Origin of the sequence: Sphingomonas sp. CROZ-RG-20F-R02-07 (genome assembly GCF_022662335.1) — a bacterium.
Lineage (GTDB): Bacteria > Pseudomonadota > Alphaproteobacteria > Sphingomonadales > Sphingomonadaceae > Sphingomonas.
Genome location: NZ_JAKNQJ010000009.1, coordinates 114,296 through 136,759, shown reverse-complemented (window position 1 = coordinate 136,759; position 22,464 = coordinate 114,296). Strand labels below are relative to the sequence as shown.

Sequence of the window (22,464 nt, the reverse complement as noted above, 5' to 3'; positions counted from 1 at the left end):
CCTCGACACCGCGGTGATCTCGGGCGCGACCGGTGCGCTCCAGACGCATTTCGCGCTGTCGGATCAGGCCCTGGGATTTACCGTCGCGTCGGCGTTGATCGGGACGGTGATCGGGTCGCTCGGCGCCGGTGCGCCGGCCGACCGGTTTGGCCGCCGGCCCGTGCTGCTCGCGATCGCGGCGCTCTACATCCTGTCCGCGCTCGGCACCGCGCTTGCCGCCGGCTGGTGGATGCTGCTCGGCTTCCGGCTGCTCGGCGGCGTGGCGATCGGTGCCGCCTCCGTGGTCACGCCCGTCTATATCGCGGAAGTCTCGCCCGCACGGTTTCGCGGGCGTCTGGTGGCGCTCAACCAGCTCAACATCGTCGGCGGCATCCTGCTCGCATTTCTCTGCGACTATCTGATCGCGCGAGCGCTGCCCCCGGAGACCGCGTGGCGCATGATGCTGGGGATCGTCGCGGTGCCGTCGCTGCTGTTCCTGCTCATCGGTATCGCGCTGCCGGAGAGCCCGCGCTGGCTGGCGGGGCAGGGGCGGCTTCCGCTCGCGCTTCACGTGCTGCGGCGGCTCGGTTCGCACGATCCGGATGCCGATCTGGCCCGGATCGCGGCGCCGGCGAACGGAGATGCCGAGGGCGGACGCGCGCGGCTGCTCCAGCGGCGCTATGCCTTTCCGGCATCCTGCGCGGTGGCGATCGCGCTGTTCAACCAGCTCTCCGGGATCAACGCGCTGCTCTATTACGCGCCGCGCATCTTCGCGCTCGGCGGCGCAGGCCAGGACAGCGCGTTGCTGCAATCGGTGGCGGTCGGCGGCACCAACTTTCTGTGCACCGTGCTCGCGCTGTTCCTGATCGACCGGTTCGGCCGGCGCCCGCTGCTGATCTTCGGCTCGGTCGCCTGTGCGGCGGCGCTGCTCGTGGTTGGCTGGCAATTGCAGAGCGCCCGGCCCGACGGCACGCTGATCCTCGCCGGATTTCTGGGCTTCATTGCGGCCTTCGCGGTCAGCCAGGGCGCGGTCATCTGGGTCTTCATCTCGGAGGTCTTTCCGAGCGCGGTGCGCGGCAAGGGGCAGGCGCTCGGCGCCACCACCCACTGGGTGATGGCGGCGGCGATCACCTGGGCCTTTCCGGTGGTGGCGGGGGCGACCGGCGGATGGGTGTTCGTCGCCTTCGCGTTCGCGATGCTGGTCCAGCTCGTCTGGGTGCTGCGCATCATGCCGGAGACGCGGGGCGTCCCGCTGGAGGCGATGGACCGCCTCTGCTGACGCGCCGGATCAGTGTACCAGGGTGGGTGCCTCTGTAGCATCGCGCCCGGCGAGCGGTGCACGGCGCGCCGCCAGCGCGAACCCGGCGATCAGCAGATAGCAGACGAGCGGCACCACGAACGCGGCCGAACGGCTGCTCGCATCCGCGACGTGTGCGAAGACGAGCGGCACCACCGCGCCCCCGACGACCGCGGTGCAGAGCAGCCCGACCGTCGCCGGCGTCGAGGCGGTCGACCGTTCGAGCGTCAGCGTGAAGATGACGGGAAACATGATCGCGTTGGACAGGCCGATCGCCAGCGCGACGATCCCCGCCGCCGGGCCGCTGATCCCGACGACGACGAGGCAGGCGAGCGCGGCGGCGAGCGCCGCACCGGCGAGCAGCATCCCGGCGGGCAGGCGGGTCAACGCCGCGCTGCCGACGAACCGGCCGACCAGCGCGCCGAGCCAGTAAAGGCTCACCAGGCTGCCCGCCACGACGGGGGCCACGCCCATGATGTCGGGCTGTTCAAGGAAATTGGTCATCGCGCTGCCGATCGCGACTTCGGCGCCGACATACAGGAAGATCGCCGCCGCGCCGAGCAGCGCCCAGCGTGAGCCGAACGCCGACAGCGTGCCGCCCGCCAGACGCGTATCCGCGGACGCCGAGGCGTCGAGCAGGCGCCGCACACGGAACAGCAGCACCGCCAGCGCCAGCACGATCACGGCAATCACTTCGTAGGCGATATCGATCCGATGCAGCGAATCGGCGATCTTGTCGGGCGTGGGCGTTCCTCCCGCGAACAGGCCGCCCTGGAGTAGCGTGTGCGCGGCCAGGAACGGCCCGACGACGGTGCCGACGGAGTTGAACGCCTGACTAAACACCAGCCGGAAATGCGTGCGGGATTTGGGGCCGAGCGCGGCGGACAGCGGGTTGGCGGAGACCTGGAGTAGCGTGATCCCGCTCGCGATGACGAACAGCGCGATCAGCACGATCGGATAGGCGCGCAGCGTGGTCGCGAGCGGCATCAGCAGGCAGCCGAGGATCATCACCCCGAGCGCGGTGACGATCGCCCGTGCGGAGCCCAGCCGCCCGGCCAGCGCCGCGGCGGGCAGCGACACCACGCCATAGGCCAGGAAGAAGGCGAATTGCGTGAGGAACGCTTCGGTGTCGGAGAGCGCAAACACCGATTTGACCGCCGGGATCATCACGTCGTTCACCGACGTGACCGCACCCCAGATGAAGAACAGCGTGGTGACGAAGCCGAACGCCAGCCGGGTCTGCGGATCGGCCGCAACCGACGCCCCGCTCGGAGGAAGCTGGGCCGGGGTCATGCGGCGACGGACGGAGCGGCGGGGACGGCGTTCGGCATGTTCGGGCTTTCGAAGTTCGTGGACGGGGGGCTCAGCGGCTGGCGAGCGTCGCGCCGCGGCCCGCCGGCAGCCAGCGCTCGGGAAGCGCGACCGTCACACTGCTGCCGGCATCGACCGCGGATGCCGCGAGCGTCACGCGGTAACGGCCGGCGGCGACATGCCAGCCATGGCGCCCCTCGTCCCAGGTGGCGAGCAGGCGCGGATCGATCGTGAGCGCCACCGTCTGCGCGGCGCCCGGCGCCAGCATCACCTTGCGATAGCCGCCGAGCCGCTTGGGCGCTTCCCATCCGCCGGCGACGGGCGCCACATAGATCTGGCCCACATCGGCGCCGGCCATGGATCCGCTGTTGCGGAGGCGGAAGCTCACCTGCAGCGCGTCGCCATCGACGCGCGCGGCGAGCGCATCGCGCTGGAACCGCGTATAGCTGAGGCCGTGCCCGAACGCGAACAGCGGCGCGGCGCCCGTCTTGTCGAGCCACTTGTAGCCGACGGCGGCGCCCTCCGTATAGCGCACGGTGAAGGGCTGGCCTTCGGGCAGGCCGAGGCCGGGGATGACGGGGCGCGGATATTGGTCCGCCGAGCGCGGGAAGCTGATCGGCAGATGGCCCGACGGATTCACCTTGCCCGCCAGCACACGGCCGATTGCGGCGCCGCCCCGCGTTCCGGGATACCAGGCCTCGACGATGCCCTTCACCTTGCCGGCCCAGGGCATGGTCACCGCCGCGCCGGTTTCCAGCACCACGACGGTGTTGGGGTTGGCGGCCGCGACCGCCTGCACCAGCGCATCCTGATCGTTCGGCAGCGTGAGCGGGAAATCCTGCGACTCGGCGGTCCACTGCGTCACGAAGACGATCGCGACATCGGCATGCGCCGCGAGCCGGACGGCGGCGGCGCGGTCGTCGCCATCGGCATAATCGATCGTGGCGCCGGGCAGTTCGCCCTTGAGCGCTTCGACCGGAGACGATTTGTAATAGACCACGGGATGGGGGAAGCCCTGGGCGGCGTCGGGATCGGGCACCGCGGTGCCGCCCGGCGAATAGACCTGCGCGGATCCGCCGCCCGACAGCACACCCTTGTCGGCATGGCCGCCGAACACCGCGATGCGTCGCGCCTTGGCCGCCAGCGGCAGCACGCCGCCTTCGTTCTTCAGCAGCACGATGCCCTGTTCGGCGGCATGCTGACTGGCCGCGGCATGCGCGGCATAGTCGATCGTGCCGGGCGCGACGGGGTCGTCCACTGCACCGGTCGCGATCAGTGCGCGCGCGATCCGCCGCACCTTGTCGTCCAGCACCGCCATCGGCACCTGGCCCGAGGCGATCGCCGCCTTCAGCTTGTCGAGCCAGACATGATAATCGACATTGCTCAGCCCGACGCCGGTTTCCTGATCGAGGCCGCCGAGCGCATCGGCGACGGCGTCATGCTGCGCGCCCCAATCCGACATGACGAAGCCCTTGAAGCCCCAATCCTTCTTCAGCACCTGGTTGAGCAGCCAATCATTCTGGCAACTATGCGCGCCGTTGACGAGATTGTACGAGCACATCACCGATCCGGCATCGCTCTGCTCGATCGCGATTTGGAACGCGAGCAGGTCCGACATGCGCGCCGCGGCCTTGTCGATCGCGATATTGACGAAGTTGCGCCCGGTTTCCTGATCGTTGAACGCGTAATGCTTCACCGTCGAGACGATCCGGTTCGACTGGATGCCCTTGACGAAGGCGCCGACCATCGTGCCGGCGAGCCAGGGATCCTCGCCGCCATATTCGAAATTGCGGCCATTGCCGGGGTCGCGGTCGAGATCGACGCCGCCGGCGAGTTGCTCGTTGAAGCCCGAGGCGCGCGATTCCGCACCCACGACCGCGCCCGCCGCCATCGCCGCCGCCGGATCCCAACTCGCCGCCGACAGGATGCCCGAGGGAAGCGCGGTGCGCTCCAGCGCGGGCGGGGCTGCGCCCTGGGTCGCAACGCCGCTTCCCGCATCCGACTGCCATTGCGGCGTGAAGCCGAGCCGCGGGATGCCCGGCACATAGCCGGCCGATTGCGGCCGCGCCTCGGCCCGGCGATAGGCGGGCTGGCCGGTGCTCGCGCCGAACAATCCGGTCACCACGGTCAGCTTCTCGTCCTCGGTCATTGCCTTGACGAGCAGATCGGCGCGCGCGTCCGCCGACAGGGCGCGGTTCTGCCAGGCGGTGGGCGCGGTCTGCGCCGACGCCGCGCCGCATGCGGTTGCGAGCAGGGCGGCGACGATGCGGCCGAGACGGGAGCGGGCGAACGGACGCGCGGGCATGGGCATCGGGGCTTTCCTGATGAGGAGGGACGGATCGGATGAGGCGCCGGCGATCCGGTGCGACGGGCTGGCCATGGTGCGTGCGTTGCCGCGCGGTCCGCGGCGGAGCCGCCGTCTCGAAAGCGTCGCCTGTTTCACCCGGTGCCTCCCCTTGGCGGCGTCGTGGTCGACACCGGCTCGGGCGAATCCATCCGCCAGCCATCCGCTTAAAGCAATTGATTTTTCATCGCTCCCGCGGCGTTGATGGCACGGTCGAAGCGGGTTAAGCCGGATGCCCATCGCCCGGTGCCGCGTCACTCGCCGGGCAGCGAATGGCGCATCACATGACGCTGCGCCAACCACATAGCGGCTGGCGCAAGGCCGCTTTCGCGACCGTCGCATCCTGGCCGATCGACAGATAGGCGCGAGTCGTCACCGCATAACGCGGCCAACGCAGAAGACCGCCGGCGTTCGGATCGGCTGCTTTCACGAACGCGGTCCAATAGGTCTGAACGGGCGGATCGTCCGATCGGGGCGTGCCGAAGACATAGCTGAGTTCGCTGCCATGTGTGACCTCCGATCCGGCGCGCGCATGATCGAATTGATATTGCCACACGGGCAGCCCGGCCCGTGCGAACGCATCGGAGACGGCGATCGTCGGGCAGCGAAAGGTGAGATCGTCCGCCAATTGCTGGGTCACGTCACCCAGCCGCGGATCATGGACCGGCGTTGCGCCCGGCTCCAGACCGTAGAAGGCGAGCGCCCGTGCCGCATGCGTGCCGAATTCGCGCCGCACGATCGACGGCGCAGGAGCGAGCCCATCGTGGAGCGGCAGTTCGCGCGCGTTCATCCCGATCAGCAACGCCGCGTGATTGATGCGGCCTGCGGCGAGCGCCGCGGCCGGAGTCTCGCGCAGGAACCGGCCGTCCACCACGGCCTGAAGCCAGATGAAGCTGTCGTCATCGAGATCGGGCACGTCGACCGCCTCCTGCGCGGCAAGGATCGCGCCGACCGGCGCGGCGCGGAGCGCGGCGGCGGAGGCGGTCGCGGGCAGCCCCGCCTTCGCCGCGATCATCGCGCCCAGGTGCTCGTTCTGCGCCAGGGTGCGCGGCGGCACGCCGAAGCCGGGGGTGCCGCTCTCCTCGATGGCGGCGCGGAACAGGCCCGCGGAGCCCGGCGCGAGGAGTTGCAGCCCCACGTCCTGCGCGCCGGCTGAGCCACCCGCGATCGTCACCTTGGCCGGATCGCCCCCGAACCGCGCGATATTGGCGTGCACCCAGCGCAGCGCCGCCTGCTGGTCCATGAGGCCGTAATTGCCCGATGCGCCGCCCTGTTCGGCCGAAAGGCTGGGGTGCGACAGGAACCCCAGCGCGCCCAGCCGATATTGCACGCTGACGAGCAGGATGCCGCTATCGGTGATGGGCGACTCGACCGTGCCGCCGCCTTCACCCCCGCGATTGCCGCCGCCATGGATCCAGACGAGAACGGGTAGCCGCGCCGCCGGATCGAGCCGCGGCGTGCGGATATCGAGGAACAGGCAATCCTCGCTTCCCCCGTTCGCGGCCGCCCGGTTCCAATCGCCATAAGCGGGTTGCGAACAGGCGGCATGCGCGGCGGCCGCATCCGCCACCGCTGCGTGGGGCCGGCGCGGCACGGGCGGGCGCCAGCGCAGCGCGCCGACCGGCGGTTCGGCGAAACGGATACCGCGAAACACCGCGCCGCCATCGCCGATCGCCTGGCCGCGCACCGGTCCTTGTTCGGTGACGATCACGGGCGCGGCGAGCAGCGCGAGTGCGAGCGCGATCATCAGGGGCGGTGTCCGACGGGGCCGGCAAGCGCGGCGCGGATGGCGGCATCGGCGACGGGCGCCATCACCGCATAGCCCCCCTTGTTCGGGTGCACCCCGTCATAGGTCAGCGCCGCGCGCAGCGCCGCGCCGTCGTGCAGCGCGCTCCAGTAATCGGCATAGGTCGCGCCCGTCCGCGCCGCATAATCCTTCAGCCACGCGTTCATCGCCGCGATCTTGTTCGTGGTTTCGAGGCCGGGCCGCCAGGGGAAGCGCGCCGCCGGCGGGATCGAGGCGAGGATCACGCGAATTCCGTTCGCGCGCGCCAGATCGGCCATCGACATGATGTTGGCCTTGGTCTGTTCGGGCGTCAGCGGGCCGGTATTGCCCGCGATGTCGTTCGTTCCGCCCATGATCTGGACCGCGGCCGGGTGTAGATCGACCACGTCTTGGCGGAAGCGCAGCAACATCTGCGGCGTGGTCTGACCCCCGATCCCGCGGCCGAGCCGCCCGGCCACGAAAAAGGCCGGCATCATGTCGTACCAACCCTGGGTGATCGAATCGCCGATGAACACGACCGACACCGGCCCGCGCACCGCGGCGTCGGCATCGCGATACCGGCCAAGCCACGCCCAATCGGTGTGCAGCCGTTCTTCCGCCTCGCGCTCTGCCTGCGCCTTGCGTTGGGCATCGGTGGCGGTCTGGGCGAGCGCAGGGGCGGCGGTGAGAGCGGCCAGCAACAGCGCGACGATCGTCTTTTTCATGAGGCTTCCTGTCGATGGACGGGGTGATCGCGGCGGCGCGGACCGTGTCACCGCGGCGCGATGTGCGCCGCGGTGACGTTCCAGCCGCGTACCGTCACCGCACCGTCATGCGCCTGCGCGGTCGGATAGCGGATCTCCACGGTCCGCGTGTCGCCCGGCAGCAGCGAAACATAGTTGTCGGTGAAATAGGCCGGCAGGATCTGGGTCCCGTCGGCGTTCATCATCGTCAGCTTCGTCTCGATCGCCGGCGTCGCGCTACGGTTCGCGAGCGTCACCGTCGTCACCGTTTCCGCGCCGTCGATCCGGCTCGACGCCTGTGTGGCGAGCGTGACGGGGGCGAGCGCGTTCATCGCGCGGAACGCGGCATCGTCCCTGGCCTGCCAGTAGAAATTGGTCGAGAGCAGCGCGCCGTCGGCGCCGTGTGCCTCCAGCCGGACCAGCGCGACGCCGTTCGCGGTGAGCGCGGGCAGGTCGAGCGTCAGCGCCTCGGTCGCGGCTTCGTGGAGGCCGACGATCGCCGCCTTGCGGTCGGCGATCGGCTGGCCTGCGAGGCCGACCACCTTGGCGGTGACGGTCACGCCGCGCAGATCGGCCAGGCCGTTGTTGACCAGCACCACCTTGCCGTCGGGCAGGTTCATCTGGACATGAACTTGCTCCGCCGCCTTCTTCACGCCGTAGAAGGACGCCTGGGTGTCGTAATCATGGCTGAAGATGCTCCATGCAGACGACGGCCATGCGGGTTGCGTCATCCACAGCATGCGGCCGGAATTCAACGTCCACAGCCCGGCATTCATCCCCTCGAAGATCGCGCGGTAGGATTCATACTGCATCATCTGCGCCTTGCGCTCGAAATCCTCAAGGCTGGTGCCCGCGCCGAACCGCGCCTCCAGCGCATCGGTATAGGTCTTCACCGCGCCGTTCCCGGTCTGATGCCAGTCGTGATAGGCCCAGGCATCGCTGATCGGCCATTGGTCCGCAGGCGCCATGGCGCGCTTCCACGCCTCCAGCGTCGGCAGCGAGGGCGTGCCGCTTTCCACCGAGAAGCCGCGGGCATGTTCGGTGAAATATTCCACCGGCGGCTTCCAGTTGTACGGCCCGGAATTCTGCAGGTTCACCCGGTTGGACGAGCCCATGTAGAGCCGCGTGCCGTCCTCGGCATGGATCAGCGCCTCCAGCCCTTCGTTCACGATCGGCTGCGGCACGCCCTCGTTGCGGCCGAACCAGACGACGATCGACGGGTGGTTGCGATAGCGCTTCACCACATCGGCGGCGTTGGCGAGAAACAGCGCGGGGTCCTGAGTCTCGATATTATAGTCCTGGGTGGATTCCCAGAAATCGCTCAACACCATCAGGCCATATTCGTCGGCCAGGTCGAAGAAATTGTCCTCGGTGTTCTGCCCCACCCAATTGCGCACGATGTTGAGGTGCGCATCCTTGTGCAGCCGGAAATAGGGTTCGAGATGCGCGCGGTCGACGCGCTTCATGAAGTCGTCCATGCCGATATTGCCACCGCGCGCGGCAATCTTCACCCCGTTCACGCGGATGACGAGATAGGGCGTGAGGCCCGGCGCATCGGTGACAGGCGTGACGGCGGGCGATCGTTCCGCACCGGGCACGAGGCCCGCCGCCCAGCCGTTCGCCGTCTTGCGGATCGCGTCGTGGCGTTCGTCGACGATCCGCTCGCCGCGCTGGCGCGCGCGGGAGAGATCGATGCCGACGCGCTTCAGATCGCCATGCGCGTCCATCAGCGAGATGTCGTACGTCACCTGCCGCATGCCGAAGCGCAGCCGCTTGGTGTCGCTCGGCTGGCCGTCGATGCTGGCGGTGAGCGTCAGGTCGTGGAGCGCCGCCTCGCCATAGCCGTTCGGCCACCACAGCTTGGGATGCACCACGCGGAGTTGCGCGAAGTCGGCTGGCCGCATCACCACGTCCGCGCTCTGTCCAGGCGCCAGCGTGACGGGTTTCTCGACCGTCACGCCATCGAACGCCGCACGCACGGTGGCGGTCACGGTCCGTGCGGATGCGTTGGTGACGGGCGCGGTGATCTCCACCTCGGCCACCGAATTGTCGGCGCGCGGCAGCGTGGTGACGACATGCGCGTCGCCCAGCGTCGCGTCGCCCGTCTCCGCCAGCGCCACGCCCTGCCACATGCCGGTGTTGCGGTCGCGCACGCTCGGGATCCAGTCCCAGCCCTCGGACGCCACGAAGGTCGGCCCGTCGAGCATCATCATGCCGCCATTCTCGCCCACACCCGACGTGAGCGACTCCTCCTGCGCGAGGCCGGGGTGCGGCGGCGGCGACACCTTGACCGCCACCGCATTGCGGCCGGGGACGAGCGCATCGGTCACGTCGAAACGGCCGCGGATGAACGCGCCCTTCATGCTGCCCAGGTTGCGGCCGTTCACCCAGATCTCGGCGGCATAGTTGACGCCTTTGAAGATCAGATAGCGGCGCTTGCCCGGTGCGGCGGCCGTGTCGAATTCGGTGCGATACCAATAATCCTGATGCGCGAGCGTTTCGGGAATGGCCATGTTGTTGAGGCCGTAGGCCGGGTCCGGATAGACGCCGCGATCGACCAGCGTCGTCAGCACGGTGCCGGGCACGGTCGCGGCATACCAGGCACGCGCATCATAGCCGGCGCGGCTGATCGTGGGACCCGCATCGGCCACCTTCGGCGCCTCGGCCAGCCGCCAGCCGCCGATCATACGGCCGCCGTCCGGATCGGGCGCGCCGGCGTCGGTCGCCACCGGTTTCGCGACGGGCGCCGGGATCGGCGCGCGCGAACGGGGCAGGGTCCAGGCGTCCTGCGGCGCGACCTGACCGTACATCTGGTGCACCTGGACCGGCCAGTGCGGGCTGCCCGTCTGGAACGCGATCATGGCGGGATCGGGCCGCGCAGCGGCGCGCGCGCGCAAGGTCGCGGGGGCGACCGCGCCGGTCTCGAGCTGGAAATCCATGATCCGCCCGGCGAACGGCGTACCGCTCCCACGCGGCGCGAGCGTCGCGACCGGCAGCACCGCCGCCGCTGCGATCCGGCGCTGCGCCACCGCGCGGCCGTCCACGAACAGGTGCGCGGTGCCACCCTCATAGCTGACCGCCACCGCGTGCCAGCCGACGGCGAGACGCGTCGGGCTCGTCACCGATCCGGCATCGCTGACGAAGGCCGGTCGGCCATGATCGAGCGCGAGGAAACGGCGGGCTCCCACCGGATCGCCGAAGCCCGCGACGAGCGCAGTGGTGTCCGCGGCGCGCACATCGATCCAGGCGGACAGCGTCCAGTCGGTCCCCGCGATCGCCGCGGCACCATCGCCGCCGATCGCGGTGCGATAGCTGTCGCCGCCCGCGGGCAGATCGGCGTTCACCGGGCCATAGACCTGGGCCGTGGCGGGCATCGCCCAGGCCAAAGTCAGAATCGAAATCGCCGTCGTCCAGCGCTTGGCCATGTCCCGCATCCTCCGTGCCACACCGTCGGGGCGGCGCGTGCGAGCGGCATCAAGCACAGGTGCGCGAGAAAGCCAAATTGATTTGGGAATTTTCGCGAGCGATCCGGCTGGCTTGTCGGAAGCGGATCGCGCGATCATTTTCGCGCGCGGCGTGCGGTGCGTTGGCATCACGCCGCTCGCGGCGCGGGTTCGCCGTTCCCGGAACTCCGGGCTCCCCAAGCGTTATGGTACGCATGCGCAGGCCGTCGCCTGCCGGGAGACGGACGATGGCCACCACCTTGACTGCCACATTCGATAGCCGACGCGAGGCCGAGCTGACGGTGGAGCGGCTCGTTCAGGAACACGGGATCGATCGCGCCGCCATCTCCATCGCAGCCGATGGCGACGAGAATAGCGCAGGGACCGAAAAGAGCGGCTCGGACCTGCCGGACGGATCGCAGGACTCATCGTCACGGGACGATGCGGCGTTGACCGGAATGGTCATGGTGGTGGTCGATCTCGACGACGATGCGCAGGCCGAGCAAGTGAAGGATGCCTTTGTCGAATTCAATTCGGCAGGCGTCGTCGAAAACTGAACGTCACGGCACGGACGGAGCGCGAGGAGGGCGGGGCCGTGGTCGCAACGCGGCCCTGGCGGCCCGTACGCGTGCTCGTCACGCGATCGGCCCGGCAATGGGACCATGGGCGCGCGATCGGCGAGCGTGCCGAGGCTTCGGGCATCGCCACCGAGTGGCTTGCGTCGGACCGGCTAAACCTCGCATCCTCGGCCGATGATCGACAGGCCTATGCGCTGGCCAAGCGGACGCTGGCGGTGGTGGTCGCTCCTCCATCTCGGCGGCGGCTGCAACCGATAGCGCCATCGGCCGACTGGCGCGTCGATCTGGCGGAGGGGTGCCCGGCCCATTGCAGCTATTGCTATCTGGCGGGTTCGCTGAAGGGGCCGCCGATCACGCGCGTTTATGCCAATCTGCCCGAGATCCTGGCCGAAATGCCCCCGCATCTGGGCACGGGCATAGTCACCTCGCATTCGTCCGCGCGCAGCCATGAGGGCACCACGTTCGAGGCGAGCTGCTACACCGATCCGCTCGCGATCGAGCCGCTGACCGGCTCGCTGTCCGCGCTGATCGCGTGGTTCGGCCGATGGGAGGCGGACGTGCAGCTGCGCTTCACCACCAAGTTCGATGCGGTCGAGCCGCTTCTCGGGCTGGCGCATCATGGCCGTACGCGGATGCGCGCATCGGTCAACCCGGCCGCCTATGCACGGCATGAAGGCGGAACGAGCCCCGTCGCCGCGCGTCTGGTCGCACTCGCACGCATGAGCGAAGCGGGCTATCCGGTCGGCCTCACCATCGCGCCGATCATCGCCGCGGCCGGATGGCAGCAAGCCTATGCCACGCTGATCGCCGACGTCGCCGCCACCTTCGCCGACCGCCCGCCGCCCGACCTGACGATCGAACTCATCACGCATCGCTATACGCCCGGATCGAAGCGCGTGCTCGAAAGCTGGTATCCCGGCTCGAACCTCGACATGAGCGAGGTCGGGCGCAGCGAGAAGCGCACGAAGTTCGGCTCGGTCAAGCACGTCTATGATGCCGCCACGATGCGGATGCTTCGGGATTTCTTCACCTCCGAGATCGCGCGGATGCTGCCCTATGCGCGCATCCTATACTGGACGTAACCGGGTCCGCTCATCAATCGTTAACCATCGATCGGGCATCCCGAAGCTCCTGCCCGGAGAGCCATGTGACCATCGAGACGTCGAACACACCGTCCGTTTTCAATGGCTTGGCCTTGTCCGCCGCGCTGTTCACCGCCGGGGGCAAGCGCGCGGCGCTGATCGAGGCGCTGGACGCCACTTCGGCGCGGGTGGCGGGAGGGGGCGGTTGCCAGGACGGGTCGGTCGCGATCCTGGTGCGCCACGGCATCCGCGTCTTCGGGACGCTGCACCGCACCGACGACGAAGGGGCACGGCTGGATTTCGACGATCCGCTGGACGGGTGGCGACAGGCCCGGTTTCTCGACGATCGGGGTGCGCTTCGGCCGGTCCATGTTGCGGGGTTTGCAACGGCATGACCGTCGGTTCGGTCCGCCGGCGATGGACCGTGGCGCGGTGGCTGGTGGCGATCGCGGCGCTTGCCTCGATAGGGTTCGCCGACGCGGCGTCGGCAGCGCCGGTGTCGGCGCTGGTGGTCGACGCCAATGACGGGGAAACGCTCTATTCCCGGAACGCCGATCTCGTCCGGCCGCCCGCATCGCTCGCCAAGATGATGACGCTGTTCCTGGTGTTCGACGCGCTCGATGCGCGCACGTTGCGGCTGGACGACAGGATCACGATGTCGCGCCACGCTGCCGCGCAGGCGCCATCGAAGCTGGGCGTGCCCGCAGGCGGTGAAATCCGGGTGAGGGATGCGATCCGGGCGGTGGCCGTGCAGTCCGCCAACGACGTCGCGGTGGCCTTGGCCGAGCGGCTGGCGGGCAGCGAACCGGCCTTTGCACGGGCGATGACCGCCAGGGCGCGCCAGCTCGGTATGCGCCACACCCGCTTCGGCAACGCGACCGGCCTGACCAGCGACGCCAACCGCACGTCGGCCGCCGATATCGCCACGCTGTCGCTCGCGATGCTGCGCACGCACCGGCGCGACTATCGCTATTTTTCCACGCGCGCGATCGATTGGGGCCATCGCCGGCTGGTCAACCACAACCATCTGCTGGGCCGCGTGCCCGGGGTCGACGGGATCAAGACCGGCTACACCGTGGATGCCGGCTATAATCTAGCCGCCTCCGCGACGCGCCGGGGGCGGCGGCTGATCGCGGTGGTGATGGGCGAACGCAGCATCGCGGCGCGCGACCTGCGCGTGTCCAACCTGCTGGAGGTGGGCTTCTCGCAGCCCTGACGCTACCCGTCGATGGTCGGCGGGGCGGCGTTGACGTCGTCGGGGGCGTGCGTGTTGCGCAGTCTTTCCTCCTGCGCATCGGTGTCGATCCGGCGATGGCGTGCAAACGGCGCAAGCGGCTGAGGCTCGCCGGTTTCGAGCGCCCGAACGATCCCCTCGATCACGCGCAGATCGGCCAGGCCCTCCTCCGCATCGGGCTCGGGATCGGTGCCGTTCAGGATGCAATCGGAGAAGTAGCGCATCTCGCCGCCGAACTGGTCGGTCGGCTTGAACGTTTCGCGATGCTGTTTTTCGCCGATCAGCAGCGTGCGCTCGCGCGGCGCATTGAAGCCATAGGCGGGCATCATGTGGATGCTGCCCTTGGTGCCGGCCACGATCAGGCTGTCGATCCCGTTGGTGAAATAGGAGACGGTGAACTGCGCGAGCCGATCGCCCGGCATCCGGAGCGTGACCGCCACGGTATCGTCGAAATCGCCGAAACCCGCTTCCGCATGGCGCGATCCGACGGCGGAAACGACCGCGACCGGCTCCTCGCCGAACAGATAGCGGATCGCGTTGATCGGATAGGGCGCCATGTCGAAGATCGGTCCTGCCTCCACGCCATGCCTGGCGCGGTGGTTGGCGGGATCGAGCATCTGGCCGAAGCAGGAGGTGAACATCACCAGGTCCCCCAGCTCGCCGCTGCGGATCCGCGCGATCGCATCGAGCGTGCTCGGCTCGAAATGCAGCCGATACGCCACCATCAGCTTGGCCGACGACGCACGCTGCGCGTCGCGGATCGCTTCGGCGCGCGCCACGGAGATTTCGAGCGGCTTTTCGCACAGCACATGGATGCCCGCCGCCAGCGCGGGGATGGCGAATTCGGCATGCCGGAAATTGGGCGTCGCGATATAGATCGCATCGACATCGCCCGAAGCCAGCATCGCGTCGAACGCGTCATAGCCATAGGTCTTGTCGACGCCGTAGCGTTTGCCGAGCACCTGCGCCTTTTCGGGATCGTCCGTGACGATCGCGACCAGTTCGGAATTACCGGTGGCATCGATGCCGGGCATCATCGCCCGTTGCGCGATGTCGCCGGCGCCCACCACGGCGTAGCGGATCTTTTTGCCGAAACCGAAGGCCGATGCGATGCTCATGATATCCGTCCCTGCGTGGCGCTTGCGCGCTCAACGCGCGGTGCGGCGCTTCGGTCCGGGGTCAGGCGGTCCGGGCGATATAGCGATCGACCACGCGCTCCAGCAGCGTGAGCGGCACGTTCCCGGTCTGCACCACCACATCGTCGAACGCCTTGAGATCGTAGCGAGCCCCGAGTGCCCCCTGCGCCTTGGTGCGCAGGCGGTTGATCTCGTTATGCCCCATCTTGTAGCCGCACGCCTGGCCCGGCATCGCGCAATAACGCTGCAGCTCGGCGGTGAGCTGGCCGACCGGCATGCCGGTGTTCGCCTGGAACCAGCGCAGCGCCTGATCGAAGGTCCAGCGCTTGGCATGGATACCGGTATCGACCACCAGCCGGCACGCGCGGAAGTTCATCGACTGGAGATAGCCGATCCGCCCGAGCGGATCGCCGTCATAGGCGCCGAGCTCGTCGCCGAGTTGCTCTGCGTAAAGCGCCCAGCCCTCCGAATAGGCGTTGAACGCCAGCAATGAGCGGATCAGCGGCAGGCGATAGCTATATTCCCCCTGCCAAATGTGGCCGGGCAGCCCCTCGTGATAGCAGAGAGTCGGCAGCGCATAACGCGGCCAGATCGCGGTGCTTTTCAGGTTGATGTAATAGATGCCGGGTTGCGACCCGTCCATCGATCCCGGCCCGGCATAGCCGTTGGGCGCGCCGTTCTGGATCGCGGGCGGCACGCGCTTGATGATGAGGCGCCCGGGCACCAGCGTGCCGAAGGCGCGGGGCAGGCGGGTGCGGATATCGGCGATCCGGCCGTTCAGATAGGCCAGCAGCTCGGCACGTCCCGGATCGGTGTCGGCGAACAGCAGGTCCGGCCGCTTGCTGAGCGCGGTCATGCGCTCGCCCACGCTGCCGTCGCGAAGCCCCTGCGCTTTCAGCAGCGTGTCGATCTGTGCCGTCAGTGCGCGGTTCTGCTCGAGCCCCAGCGCGTGAAGCTCGTCCGGCGAGCGATCGGTCGTGGTGCCGGCTTTCACCAGCCAGCGATACCAATCGTCCCCGCCGGGACGCGCCCAGAGGCCTGGCGTATCGGTGGCCCGAGGCCGGAGCGTGGCGAAGGCCGCGATCTGGCGGCGCAGGGCGGGCGTGATCCGCGCGTCCGCCAGAGCGGCGGCGCGCGCGGCGTAAGTGGCGGGCAGCCCGGCCTTGGCGCATTTCTGCGCGAAGCTCTGGACGATGCCCCATTGCGCGACCGGCTGCCCGACGATCCCGTTCAACTGCCCCGACGTGATGTCGATCAGGAACGTCGGCAGGATCGCGCCGCGCGCACCGTCGGCGATGATTCGCGCCGTCTCGCCATCGGCGGCAGCGGCATAGGCTTCGAGCCGGGCGAGATAGGCATCGGCGTCGCTGCGATCGGCGACGTCGTGCTTGTTCTCCAGCAGATCGGGCAGGTCGGAATAGGCGCCACCCAGTTGGGAGACGAGATAGGGCGTGTTGCGGAAACTCTGGTTGGCGTTGAGGACGGCCACGTCGCCCACCGGCATCGTCCGCGCACCCTCGACGGCCAGCGCATAGGCCGCCTCGGTGGTGTCCAGATCGAGGGCGACGTCGGCGGAGAGCGCAGCGCGGTCGACCGCGCGCAATTGCCCCAGCCGCGCACCGGCCCGTGCCTTGCGCCGATCGTCCGCCACGCGGGTGCGATCGGCGAACCGCGACTGCAGCGCGATCCGTTTGCCATGATCGATGCCCAGCCCCAGCGCGGTCTCGGGATAATCGGTGAGCAGTTCCTCGGCGATGCCGGCGAGGAGCGCATGGGCCGCCTCGTCGCCGCTCGCGGCGGATGCGATGCGCGGCAGCGTGCCGATCAATCCGGCGCCCGCGGCGCCCGCCATCAATTCACGTCGGCTGGTATGCATCGCGTCGCCTTGCCCCGGGAAGAAGGGGCGAGGTTAGGACCAAGTCCCGCATCGGTGCAACCGCCACGAAAAAGGCCGCCCGCGAACCAGTCGCGGGCGGCCCCGGTTTCGCGTGTGCGCGAAGCTCAGACGTTGTCGCCGAGCGCGCCCTTGACGCTGCCCTTCACGTCTTGGCCGGTGCCCTTCAGCTCCTGCGCCTTGCCTTCCGCGACCAGCTTGTCGTTGTCGGTCGCCTTGCCGATCGCTTCCTTGATGTTGCCCGCGATCTTGTTGCCGGCGGCGTCGAGCTTGTCGGTGAATTCACCCATGGCGATATCCTCGTGCGACGGGCTCGATCGGCGAGACCCTCCATGTCGTCGGTCGCTTAACCAGCATCATGACGGCTGGTTCCCGATCCGCTTGATGTCCCCGCGCACGCTGCTACGGGCGCGGCATGAAGAGCGATATCGAGATCTCCCGCGCCGCCACGCTGCTGCCGATCGGGCAGGTGGCCGATCGCATCGGCATCCCCGCCGATGCGATCGAGCCCTATGGCCGTTACAAGGCCAAGCTGGATCTCGCGCGGATCGCGCCGCGAGCCGGGCATCGCGGGCGACTGATCCTCGTCACCGCGATCAACCCGACGCCGGCGGGGGAGGGCAAGACGACCACCTCGGTGGGGCTGGCCGATGCGCTGAACCGCACCGGGCGCCGCGCGGTGCTGGCGCTGCGCGAACCCTCGCTCGGTCCCTGTTTCGGCACCAAGGGCGGCGCGACGGGAGGCGGCCATGCGCAGGTGGTGCCGATGGAGGACATCAACCTTCATTTCACCGGCGACTTCCACGCGATCACCGCCGCGCACAACCTGCTCGCCGCCATGCTCGACAACCATGTCCATTGGGGCAACGCGCTCGGCATCGACGTGCGCCGCGTGGTGTGGCGCCGGGTGCTCGATACCAATGACCGGGCGCTGCGCGACATCGTCCAGTCGATCGGCGGCGTCGCCAACGGGTTCCCCCGCGAGTCGGGCTTCGACATCACCGTCGCCTCCGAGGTGATGGCGATCCTGTGCCTGGCGAACGACCTGGCCGATCTGGAGGCGCGGCTGGGGCGGATCATCGTCGCCTATACGCGCGACCGCCGCGCGGTCACCGCGCGCGACCTGAAGGCGGACGGCGCGATGGCGGTGCTGCTGAAGGAGGCGATCAAGCCCAATCTCGTGCAGACGCTGGAGGGCAATCCCGCGCTGATCCATGGCGGCCCGTTCGCCAATATCGCGCATGGCTGCAATTCGGTGATCGCGACGCGCACCGCGCTGGCGCTGGGCGACTATGTGGTGACCGAGGCCGGGTTCGGCGCCGATCTGGGCGCCGAGAAGTTCTTCGACATCAAGTGCCGTCAGGCGGGGTTGCAGCCGAGCGCGACGGTGCTGGTGGCGACCGTCCGTGCGCTCAAGATGAACGGCGGCGTGGCGAAGGCGGATCTGGCGCGCGAGGATGTCGATGCGGTGCGGCGCGGCGTCGTCAACCTCGTCCGGCATCTGGAGAATATCCGCCAGTTCGGCGTGCCCGCCGTCGTGGCGATCAACCATTTCGCGGGCGACAGCGAGGAGGAGATCGCCGTGGTGCGCGAGGCGGCCGCGGCGCATGGTGCGCGCGCGATCCTGTGCCGCCACTGGGCCGATGGCGGGGCGGGTGCGGTCGAGCTCGCAGACGCGGTGGCGGCGCTGGCCGACGCCGATAGCGCGCGGTTCGCGCCGATCTATGACGACGCGCTGCCGCTGGCGGCCAAGATCGAGACGGTGGCGCGGCGCATCTATCACGCCGACGGCGTGGTGATGGACGCCAAGATCCTGGCGCAGCTCGAGCGTTGGGAAGCCGAGGGCTTCGGCCATCTGCCCGTGTGCATGGCCAAGACGCAGTACAGCTTCTCGGCGGACCCCAGCCTGCTCGGCGCGCCCACCGGGCACCGGATCCCGGTGCGCGAGGTGCGGCTGGCCGCGGGCGCGGGGTTCGTCGTGGCGATCTGCGGCGACCTGATGACGATGCCGGGCCTGCCGCGCGTGCCCGCGGCCGAGCATATCCGGATCGGCGCGGACGGCGAGATCGTCGGGCTCAGCTAGGCGGCGCTGACGCCGCCCGTCAGCGCACGAAGAGCGCGACCGCCTTGGTGGCCGTCATCCACACGCCCCAGGCGAGCGGCACGCACACCACCGCCCAGGCGAGCAGCACGCGCGGCTCCCACCCGTCATGGCCGATCGTGCCCGCGCCCGTGCCGATCGCGGCGGCGGCCTCGGTCCCGACGGGTCGCGTGGCGGCGAGTTCGTCGGCGGTCATGTGGAAGCGTTCGGCGACCGGGCGCACGAACAGGTTGGCGACGAACCCTGCCACCAGCAACGCGGCGAGCACCCAGTAGATCGGCGGATAGATCGCCGCGCGCGGGGTGCCCGCCGCGATCGCCGAATCGCGCATCCGCGTGACGATCAGCGGCCCGAGCACGCCCGCGGTCGACCAGGCGGTGAGCAGCCGCCCGTGGATCGCGCCGACGAACTGCGTGCCGAACACGTCCGCCAGATAAGCCGGCACGGTCGCGAAGCCGCCGCCATAAAGCGAGGTGGTCACGGCGAAGGTGAGCGCGAACACGAGCAGCGCGCCCGCCGTCGCCGACCAGGGCGCGACCAGACCGTAGAGCAGCGCGCCGAGCGCCAGCATCACCGCATAGGTGGTCTTGCGCCCCAGCCGATCCGAGATCGACGCCCAGAAGAACCGGCCGCCGATGTTGAACAGGCTGATGAAGCCCACAAAGCCGGCGCCGACCGCCGCGGCGGCGGCCTTTTGCGCGGTATCGAAATCGAGGAACGCGACCTGCGGCTGGTGGAACAGCCGGCCGGCGAAGATCTCCTGGATCATCGGCGAGGCCACGCCGATGATCCCGATCGAGGCCGAGACGTTCAGCAGCAGCACCAGCCAGATCAGCCAGAATTGCGGCGTGCGGTGCGCGTTCTTCAGATGCACGTTCCACGGCGAGACGAGCCCGCTGCCCTTGGGCGCGGTCCAGCCCGCGGGCTTCCAGTCGACCGGCGGCACGCGGTAGCCGAGCGCGCCGGCCATCATGAATACGAAATAGAGCGCGGCGAGCGTCAGGAACGTCTGCCACACGCCCACGCCGCCGGCATTGGCGAAATGCTTCATCAGCAGGTCGGCGAGCGGCGAACCGATCAGCGCGCCGCCGCCGAAGCCCATGATCGCCATGCCCGTCGCCATGCCGCGGCGATCGGGAAACCACTTGATGAGCGTGGAGACGGGCGAGATGTAACCGAGCCCCAGCCCGACCCCGCCGATCACCCCGGTGCCGAGCCACAGCAGCCAGAGCTGGTGGATCGACACGCCGATCGCGCCGATCGCGATGCCGCCCGCCCAGCAGCAGGCGGCGACCACGCCCGCCTTGCGCGGCCCTGCGCGCTCCAGCCAGCCGCCCCACAGGGCGGCGGCGGCGCCGAGCACCACGAAGAACAGGCTGTACGTCCAGGTGAGATCGCTGACCCGCCAATCGCAGGTGGTGGTGGTCAGCGCCTGCAGCAGCGTCATGTCCTTGCAGACGATCGGATCGACGATCCCGATCGCATGGCCGAGCGGCAGCCAGAACACGCTGAAGCCATAGGCCATGCCGATGCACAGATGGATCGCCAGCGCGCAGGGCGGCAGCAGCCACCGGTTGTAGCCGGGCGTCGCGACCGTGCGCTCGCGCGCCAGCCAGTCGCCATCGGGTCCCGCCATCGCATCTCTCCTGCCGTGGCGCACGTCCGTCGCATGCCGTGCGGCGCAGGATAACGAGGACCCGCGGAAGTTCAATGCGTTGTGCGGAGCGCATCGCGCGCTCGTGCATTGCAGCGGGATGACCGACCCGCATGATCTCGATCGCTTCGTGGCCGCCCAGGCGGACGATTACGCCACCGCGCTCGCCGAGATCCGGCGCGGTGCCAAACGCAGCCACTGGATGTGGTATGTCTTTCCGCAGATCGCGGGGCTGGGTTCGAGCGCCATGGCGACGCATTATGCGATCCGCTCGCGCGACGAGGCGGTGGCCTATCTCGATCATCCCGTGCTCGGCGCCCGGCTGCGCGAATGCGTGGCGGCGTTGATGGCCCTGCCCGAGACGACGCCCGCGACGACGGCGGAGCGCGTGTTCGGCCCGATCGATGCGATGAAGCTGCGATCCTCGCTCACCCTGTTCCGCGAGGCGAGCGGCGAGCCGATCTTCGGCGCGGCGATCGACCGTTGGTTCGGGGGCACCGCCGATGCGGCGACGCTGCGCCGTCTAGGCTAGGGTCGGATCCACCTAAGCCCGTTCGTGCTGAGCTTGTCGAAGCACGGGCTCCGCGCGCCTGGCGTCGCATTCGGTACGGGCCCTTCGACGAGCTCAGGGCGAACGGAGAGAAGTAACGTCATCAGACGCTGGGTCCGCCTCACGCGGATCGCGCTCCCATCATCCCGGTCCCGCCCCCGTCGGGCCGATGATTGCCTTATGTTGCTCTTTGCGCAGATGAATTCCGGGCGGACGCGACCGGGCGGCGCCTGCTGCGTTCGGCGCTCACCGCTGCTTCTGGCGGATATTTCGAGAGATAATCCATGGCGATCAAATTCGCAGCGACGATGAACGCGATCAACCGGGGCCTCGATGCCACCAAGCCCACGAAGGGCGCCGACATGGTGGAAGATTGGGAGACGGCGCTCGCCGATCTCGACGTGCCCGGCTCCAAGGGCATCCTTCGCGACCTGGCCTCGCTGCGCAAGCAGCTCGAAAAGGGCGAGCCGGATGCGGACCGGATTCATGCGCTGCTGCACCGGCTGGGCGAGGCGACCACCAAGATCGCCGATCGCGCCGAGACCTCGCAGGACAAGCTGAAGGCGCTGGGCGCCGCGCTCACCGAAGCCGGCGAACATTCGCCCGATGAAGAGGAAGATGCCGAAGCCGCCGCCAACCCGAAGCGCGCGCGCAAAAAAGCCTGAGCGATCGATGGCGGGCCGCCGGTGACGGCCCGCCATTTTTCTACGGATCAGCCTTCGGCGCCGAGCGCCTTCTTGGCGGCGTCGAGCGCGGCCTTGCCGCCCTTGCGCACCGACTTCACCGCGGTTTCGCCGGCCTGCTCCACCTTGGTGCCCGCCTTGCGGCCGAGGCCGATCGACTTGGCCATCGCGCGGCGCGCCTCCGAATAGGTCGCGGCGACCATCGGGTAATCCGCCTTCAGGTTGAAACGCTCGCGATATTGTTCGGGCGTCATGCCGTGCGTCGACAGATGGCGGCGCAGCGTCTTGTACTTCTTGCCGTCGATCATCGAGATGATGTGGTCGGGCGAGGCCAGCGACTTGCGTGCCGAGACGGCGGGCTCGTAGCTCTGCTGCGCGGGCTCTTCGGCGCGCTCGGCGGCGTCGCCCGACAGGCGCGTCACGGCCGCGTGCATCGAGGCGAGAAAGGCGGGCACGTCGTCGGCGGACGTGCGCGTGTTGGGGTTCGCGAGCCAGGCCGCGGTGAGCTCGGCGGCGAGTTCGACGGCATTGGTGGAGTCGGTCATGGAAGATCCTCTTGCAGCACATCACGACCAATCGGTCGTAGCCGTCCTGCCATGACTATTCCGCGGATCGATGCAAGTGCTGATCGACCGCGAAGTCTCGTCCGTGCACTATTTGTTGCGATCGG

Annotated in this window: 18 protein-coding genes; 8 read left to right on the top strand and 10 right to left on the bottom strand. The window is 69.0% G+C overall.

Features of this window, described 5'->3' with window-relative positions; translation table 11 throughout:
- The coding region (locus L8H00_RS13910) for a sugar porter family MFS transporter (protein ID WP_242097895.1) at positions 1-1,258 on the top strand (1,258 nt) is incomplete at its 5' end.
- Positions 1,259-1,267: 9 nt separating this feature from the next.
- Here the strand turns inward: L8H00_RS13910 and L8H00_RS13905 are convergent.
- The 5 genes from L8H00_RS13905 to L8H00_RS13885 form a co-directional block, all read right to left on the bottom strand.
- The gene (locus L8H00_RS13905; RefSeq protein ID WP_242097894.1) at positions 1,268-2,569 is read right to left on the bottom strand and encodes a sugar MFS transporter; all 1,302 of its coding nucleotides are present in this window, start codon (positions 2,567-2,569) and stop codon (positions 1,268-1,270) included.
- Between the two features lie 70 nt (positions 2,570-2,639).
- Positions 2,640-4,898 carry a glycoside hydrolase family 3 C-terminal domain-containing protein gene (locus tag L8H00_RS13900; protein WP_242097893.1) on the bottom strand — a complete coding sequence of 753 codons (2,259 nt, stop codon included), beginning with the start codon at positions 4,896-4,898 and terminating at the stop codon, positions 2,640-2,642.
- 313 nt (positions 4,899-5,211) lie between these two features.
- Positions 5,212-6,678: a carboxylesterase family protein gene (locus tag L8H00_RS13895; RefSeq protein ID WP_242097892.1), complete on the bottom strand. Its 1,467-nt coding sequence runs from the start codon at positions 6,676-6,678 to the stop codon at positions 5,212-5,214.
- Entirely contained in the window at positions 6,678-7,421 is a 744-nt protein-coding gene (locus tag L8H00_RS13890; RefSeq protein ID WP_242097891.1) for an SGNH/GDSL hydrolase family protein, read from the bottom strand. Before L8H00_RS13890 ends, L8H00_RS13895 begins: the two co-directional genes overlap by 1 nt.
- A 47-nt stretch (positions 7,422-7,468) precedes the next feature.
- Positions 7,469-10,864 carry a LamG-like jellyroll fold domain-containing protein gene (locus L8H00_RS13885; RefSeq protein WP_242097890.1) on the bottom strand — a complete coding sequence of 1,132 codons (3,396 nt, stop codon included), beginning with the start codon at positions 10,862-10,864 and terminating at the stop codon, positions 7,469-7,471.
- A 266-nt stretch (positions 10,865-11,130) separates the two neighbouring features.
- Between L8H00_RS13885 and L8H00_RS13880 the strand changes: the two genes are divergently transcribed.
- The 4 genes from L8H00_RS13880 to L8H00_RS13865 all read left to right on the top strand — a co-directional run bounded on the left by L8H00_RS13880 (position 11,131) and on the right by L8H00_RS13865 (position 13,758).
- Positions 11,131-11,439: a hypothetical protein gene (locus L8H00_RS13880; RefSeq protein ID WP_242097889.1), complete on the top strand. Its 309-nt coding sequence runs from the start codon at positions 11,131-11,133 to the stop codon at positions 11,437-11,439.
- Between the two features lie 38 nt (positions 11,440-11,477).
- A complete protein-coding gene (locus tag L8H00_RS13875; RefSeq protein WP_242097888.1) occupies positions 11,478-12,542 on the top strand; it encodes a spore photoproduct lyase family protein in 1,065 nt (354 codons plus the stop codon).
- A gap of 65 nt (positions 12,543-12,607) precedes the next feature.
- The gene (locus L8H00_RS13870; protein WP_242097887.1) at positions 12,608-12,937 is read left to right on the top strand and encodes a hypothetical protein; all 330 of its coding nucleotides are present in this window, start codon (positions 12,608-12,610) and stop codon (positions 12,935-12,937) included.
- Entirely contained in the window at positions 12,934-13,758 is an 825-nt protein-coding gene (locus L8H00_RS13865) for a D-alanyl-D-alanine carboxypeptidase family protein (RefSeq protein ID WP_242097886.1), read from the top strand. The genes L8H00_RS13870 and L8H00_RS13865 overlap by 4 nt, the downstream gene beginning before the upstream one ends.
- A gap of 2 nt (positions 13,759-13,760) precedes the next feature.
- On the opposite strand, the gene L8H00_RS13860 is transcribed toward L8H00_RS13865, so the two are convergent.
- The 3 genes from L8H00_RS13860 to L8H00_RS13850 form a co-directional block, all read right to left on the bottom strand.
- A complete protein-coding gene (locus tag L8H00_RS13860; RefSeq protein ID WP_242097885.1) occupies positions 13,761-14,894 on the bottom strand; it encodes a Gfo/Idh/MocA family oxidoreductase in 1,134 nt (377 codons plus the stop codon).
- A gap of 61 nt (positions 14,895-14,955) precedes the next feature.
- A complete protein-coding gene (locus L8H00_RS13855) occupies positions 14,956-16,788 on the bottom strand; it encodes a DUF885 family protein (protein WP_242097884.1) in 1,833 nt (610 codons plus the stop codon).
- 125 nt (positions 16,789-16,913) lie between these two features.
- Complete coding sequence (locus L8H00_RS13850; protein ID WP_242097883.1) at positions 16,914-17,096, bottom strand: CsbD family protein; 183 nt, start codon at positions 17,094-17,096, stop codon at positions 16,914-16,916.
- Between the two features lie 125 nt (positions 17,097-17,221).
- Here L8H00_RS13850 and L8H00_RS13845 point away from each other — a divergent pair, with 125 nt between their 5' ends.
- Positions 17,222-18,889 (top strand): formate--tetrahydrofolate ligase, encoded by a 1,668-nt coding sequence (locus L8H00_RS13845; RefSeq protein WP_242097882.1) that lies wholly within the window; start codon positions 17,222-17,224, stop codon positions 18,887-18,889.
- 19 nt (positions 18,890-18,908) lie between these two features.
- Here the strand turns inward: L8H00_RS13845 and L8H00_RS13840 are convergent, their stop codons facing one another.
- A complete protein-coding gene (locus L8H00_RS13840) occupies positions 18,909-20,543 on the bottom strand; it encodes an OFA family MFS transporter (protein WP_242097881.1) in 1,635 nt (544 codons plus the stop codon).
- Between the two features lie 118 nt (positions 20,544-20,661).
- Here L8H00_RS13840 and L8H00_RS13835 point away from each other — a divergent pair, with 118 nt between their 5' ends.
- Positions 20,662-21,093, top strand: coding sequence for a DUF1810 domain-containing protein (locus L8H00_RS13835; protein ID WP_242097880.1), 432 nt, complete (start codon positions 20,662-20,664; stop codon positions 21,091-21,093).
- 302 nt (positions 21,094-21,395) lie between these two features.
- On the top strand, positions 21,396-21,776 hold the full coding sequence (locus L8H00_RS13830) for a hypothetical protein (RefSeq protein ID WP_242097879.1): 381 nt from the start codon (positions 21,396-21,398) through the stop codon (positions 21,774-21,776).
- Positions 21,777-21,823: 47 nt separating this feature from the next.
- On the opposite strand, the gene L8H00_RS13825 is transcribed toward L8H00_RS13830, so the two are convergent.
- Positions 21,824-22,339, bottom strand: a complete 516-nt coding sequence (locus L8H00_RS13825; protein ID WP_242097878.1) for a MucR family transcriptional regulator — start codon at positions 22,337-22,339, stop codon at positions 21,824-21,826.
- Between the last annotated feature and the right edge of the window lie 125 nt (positions 22,340-22,464).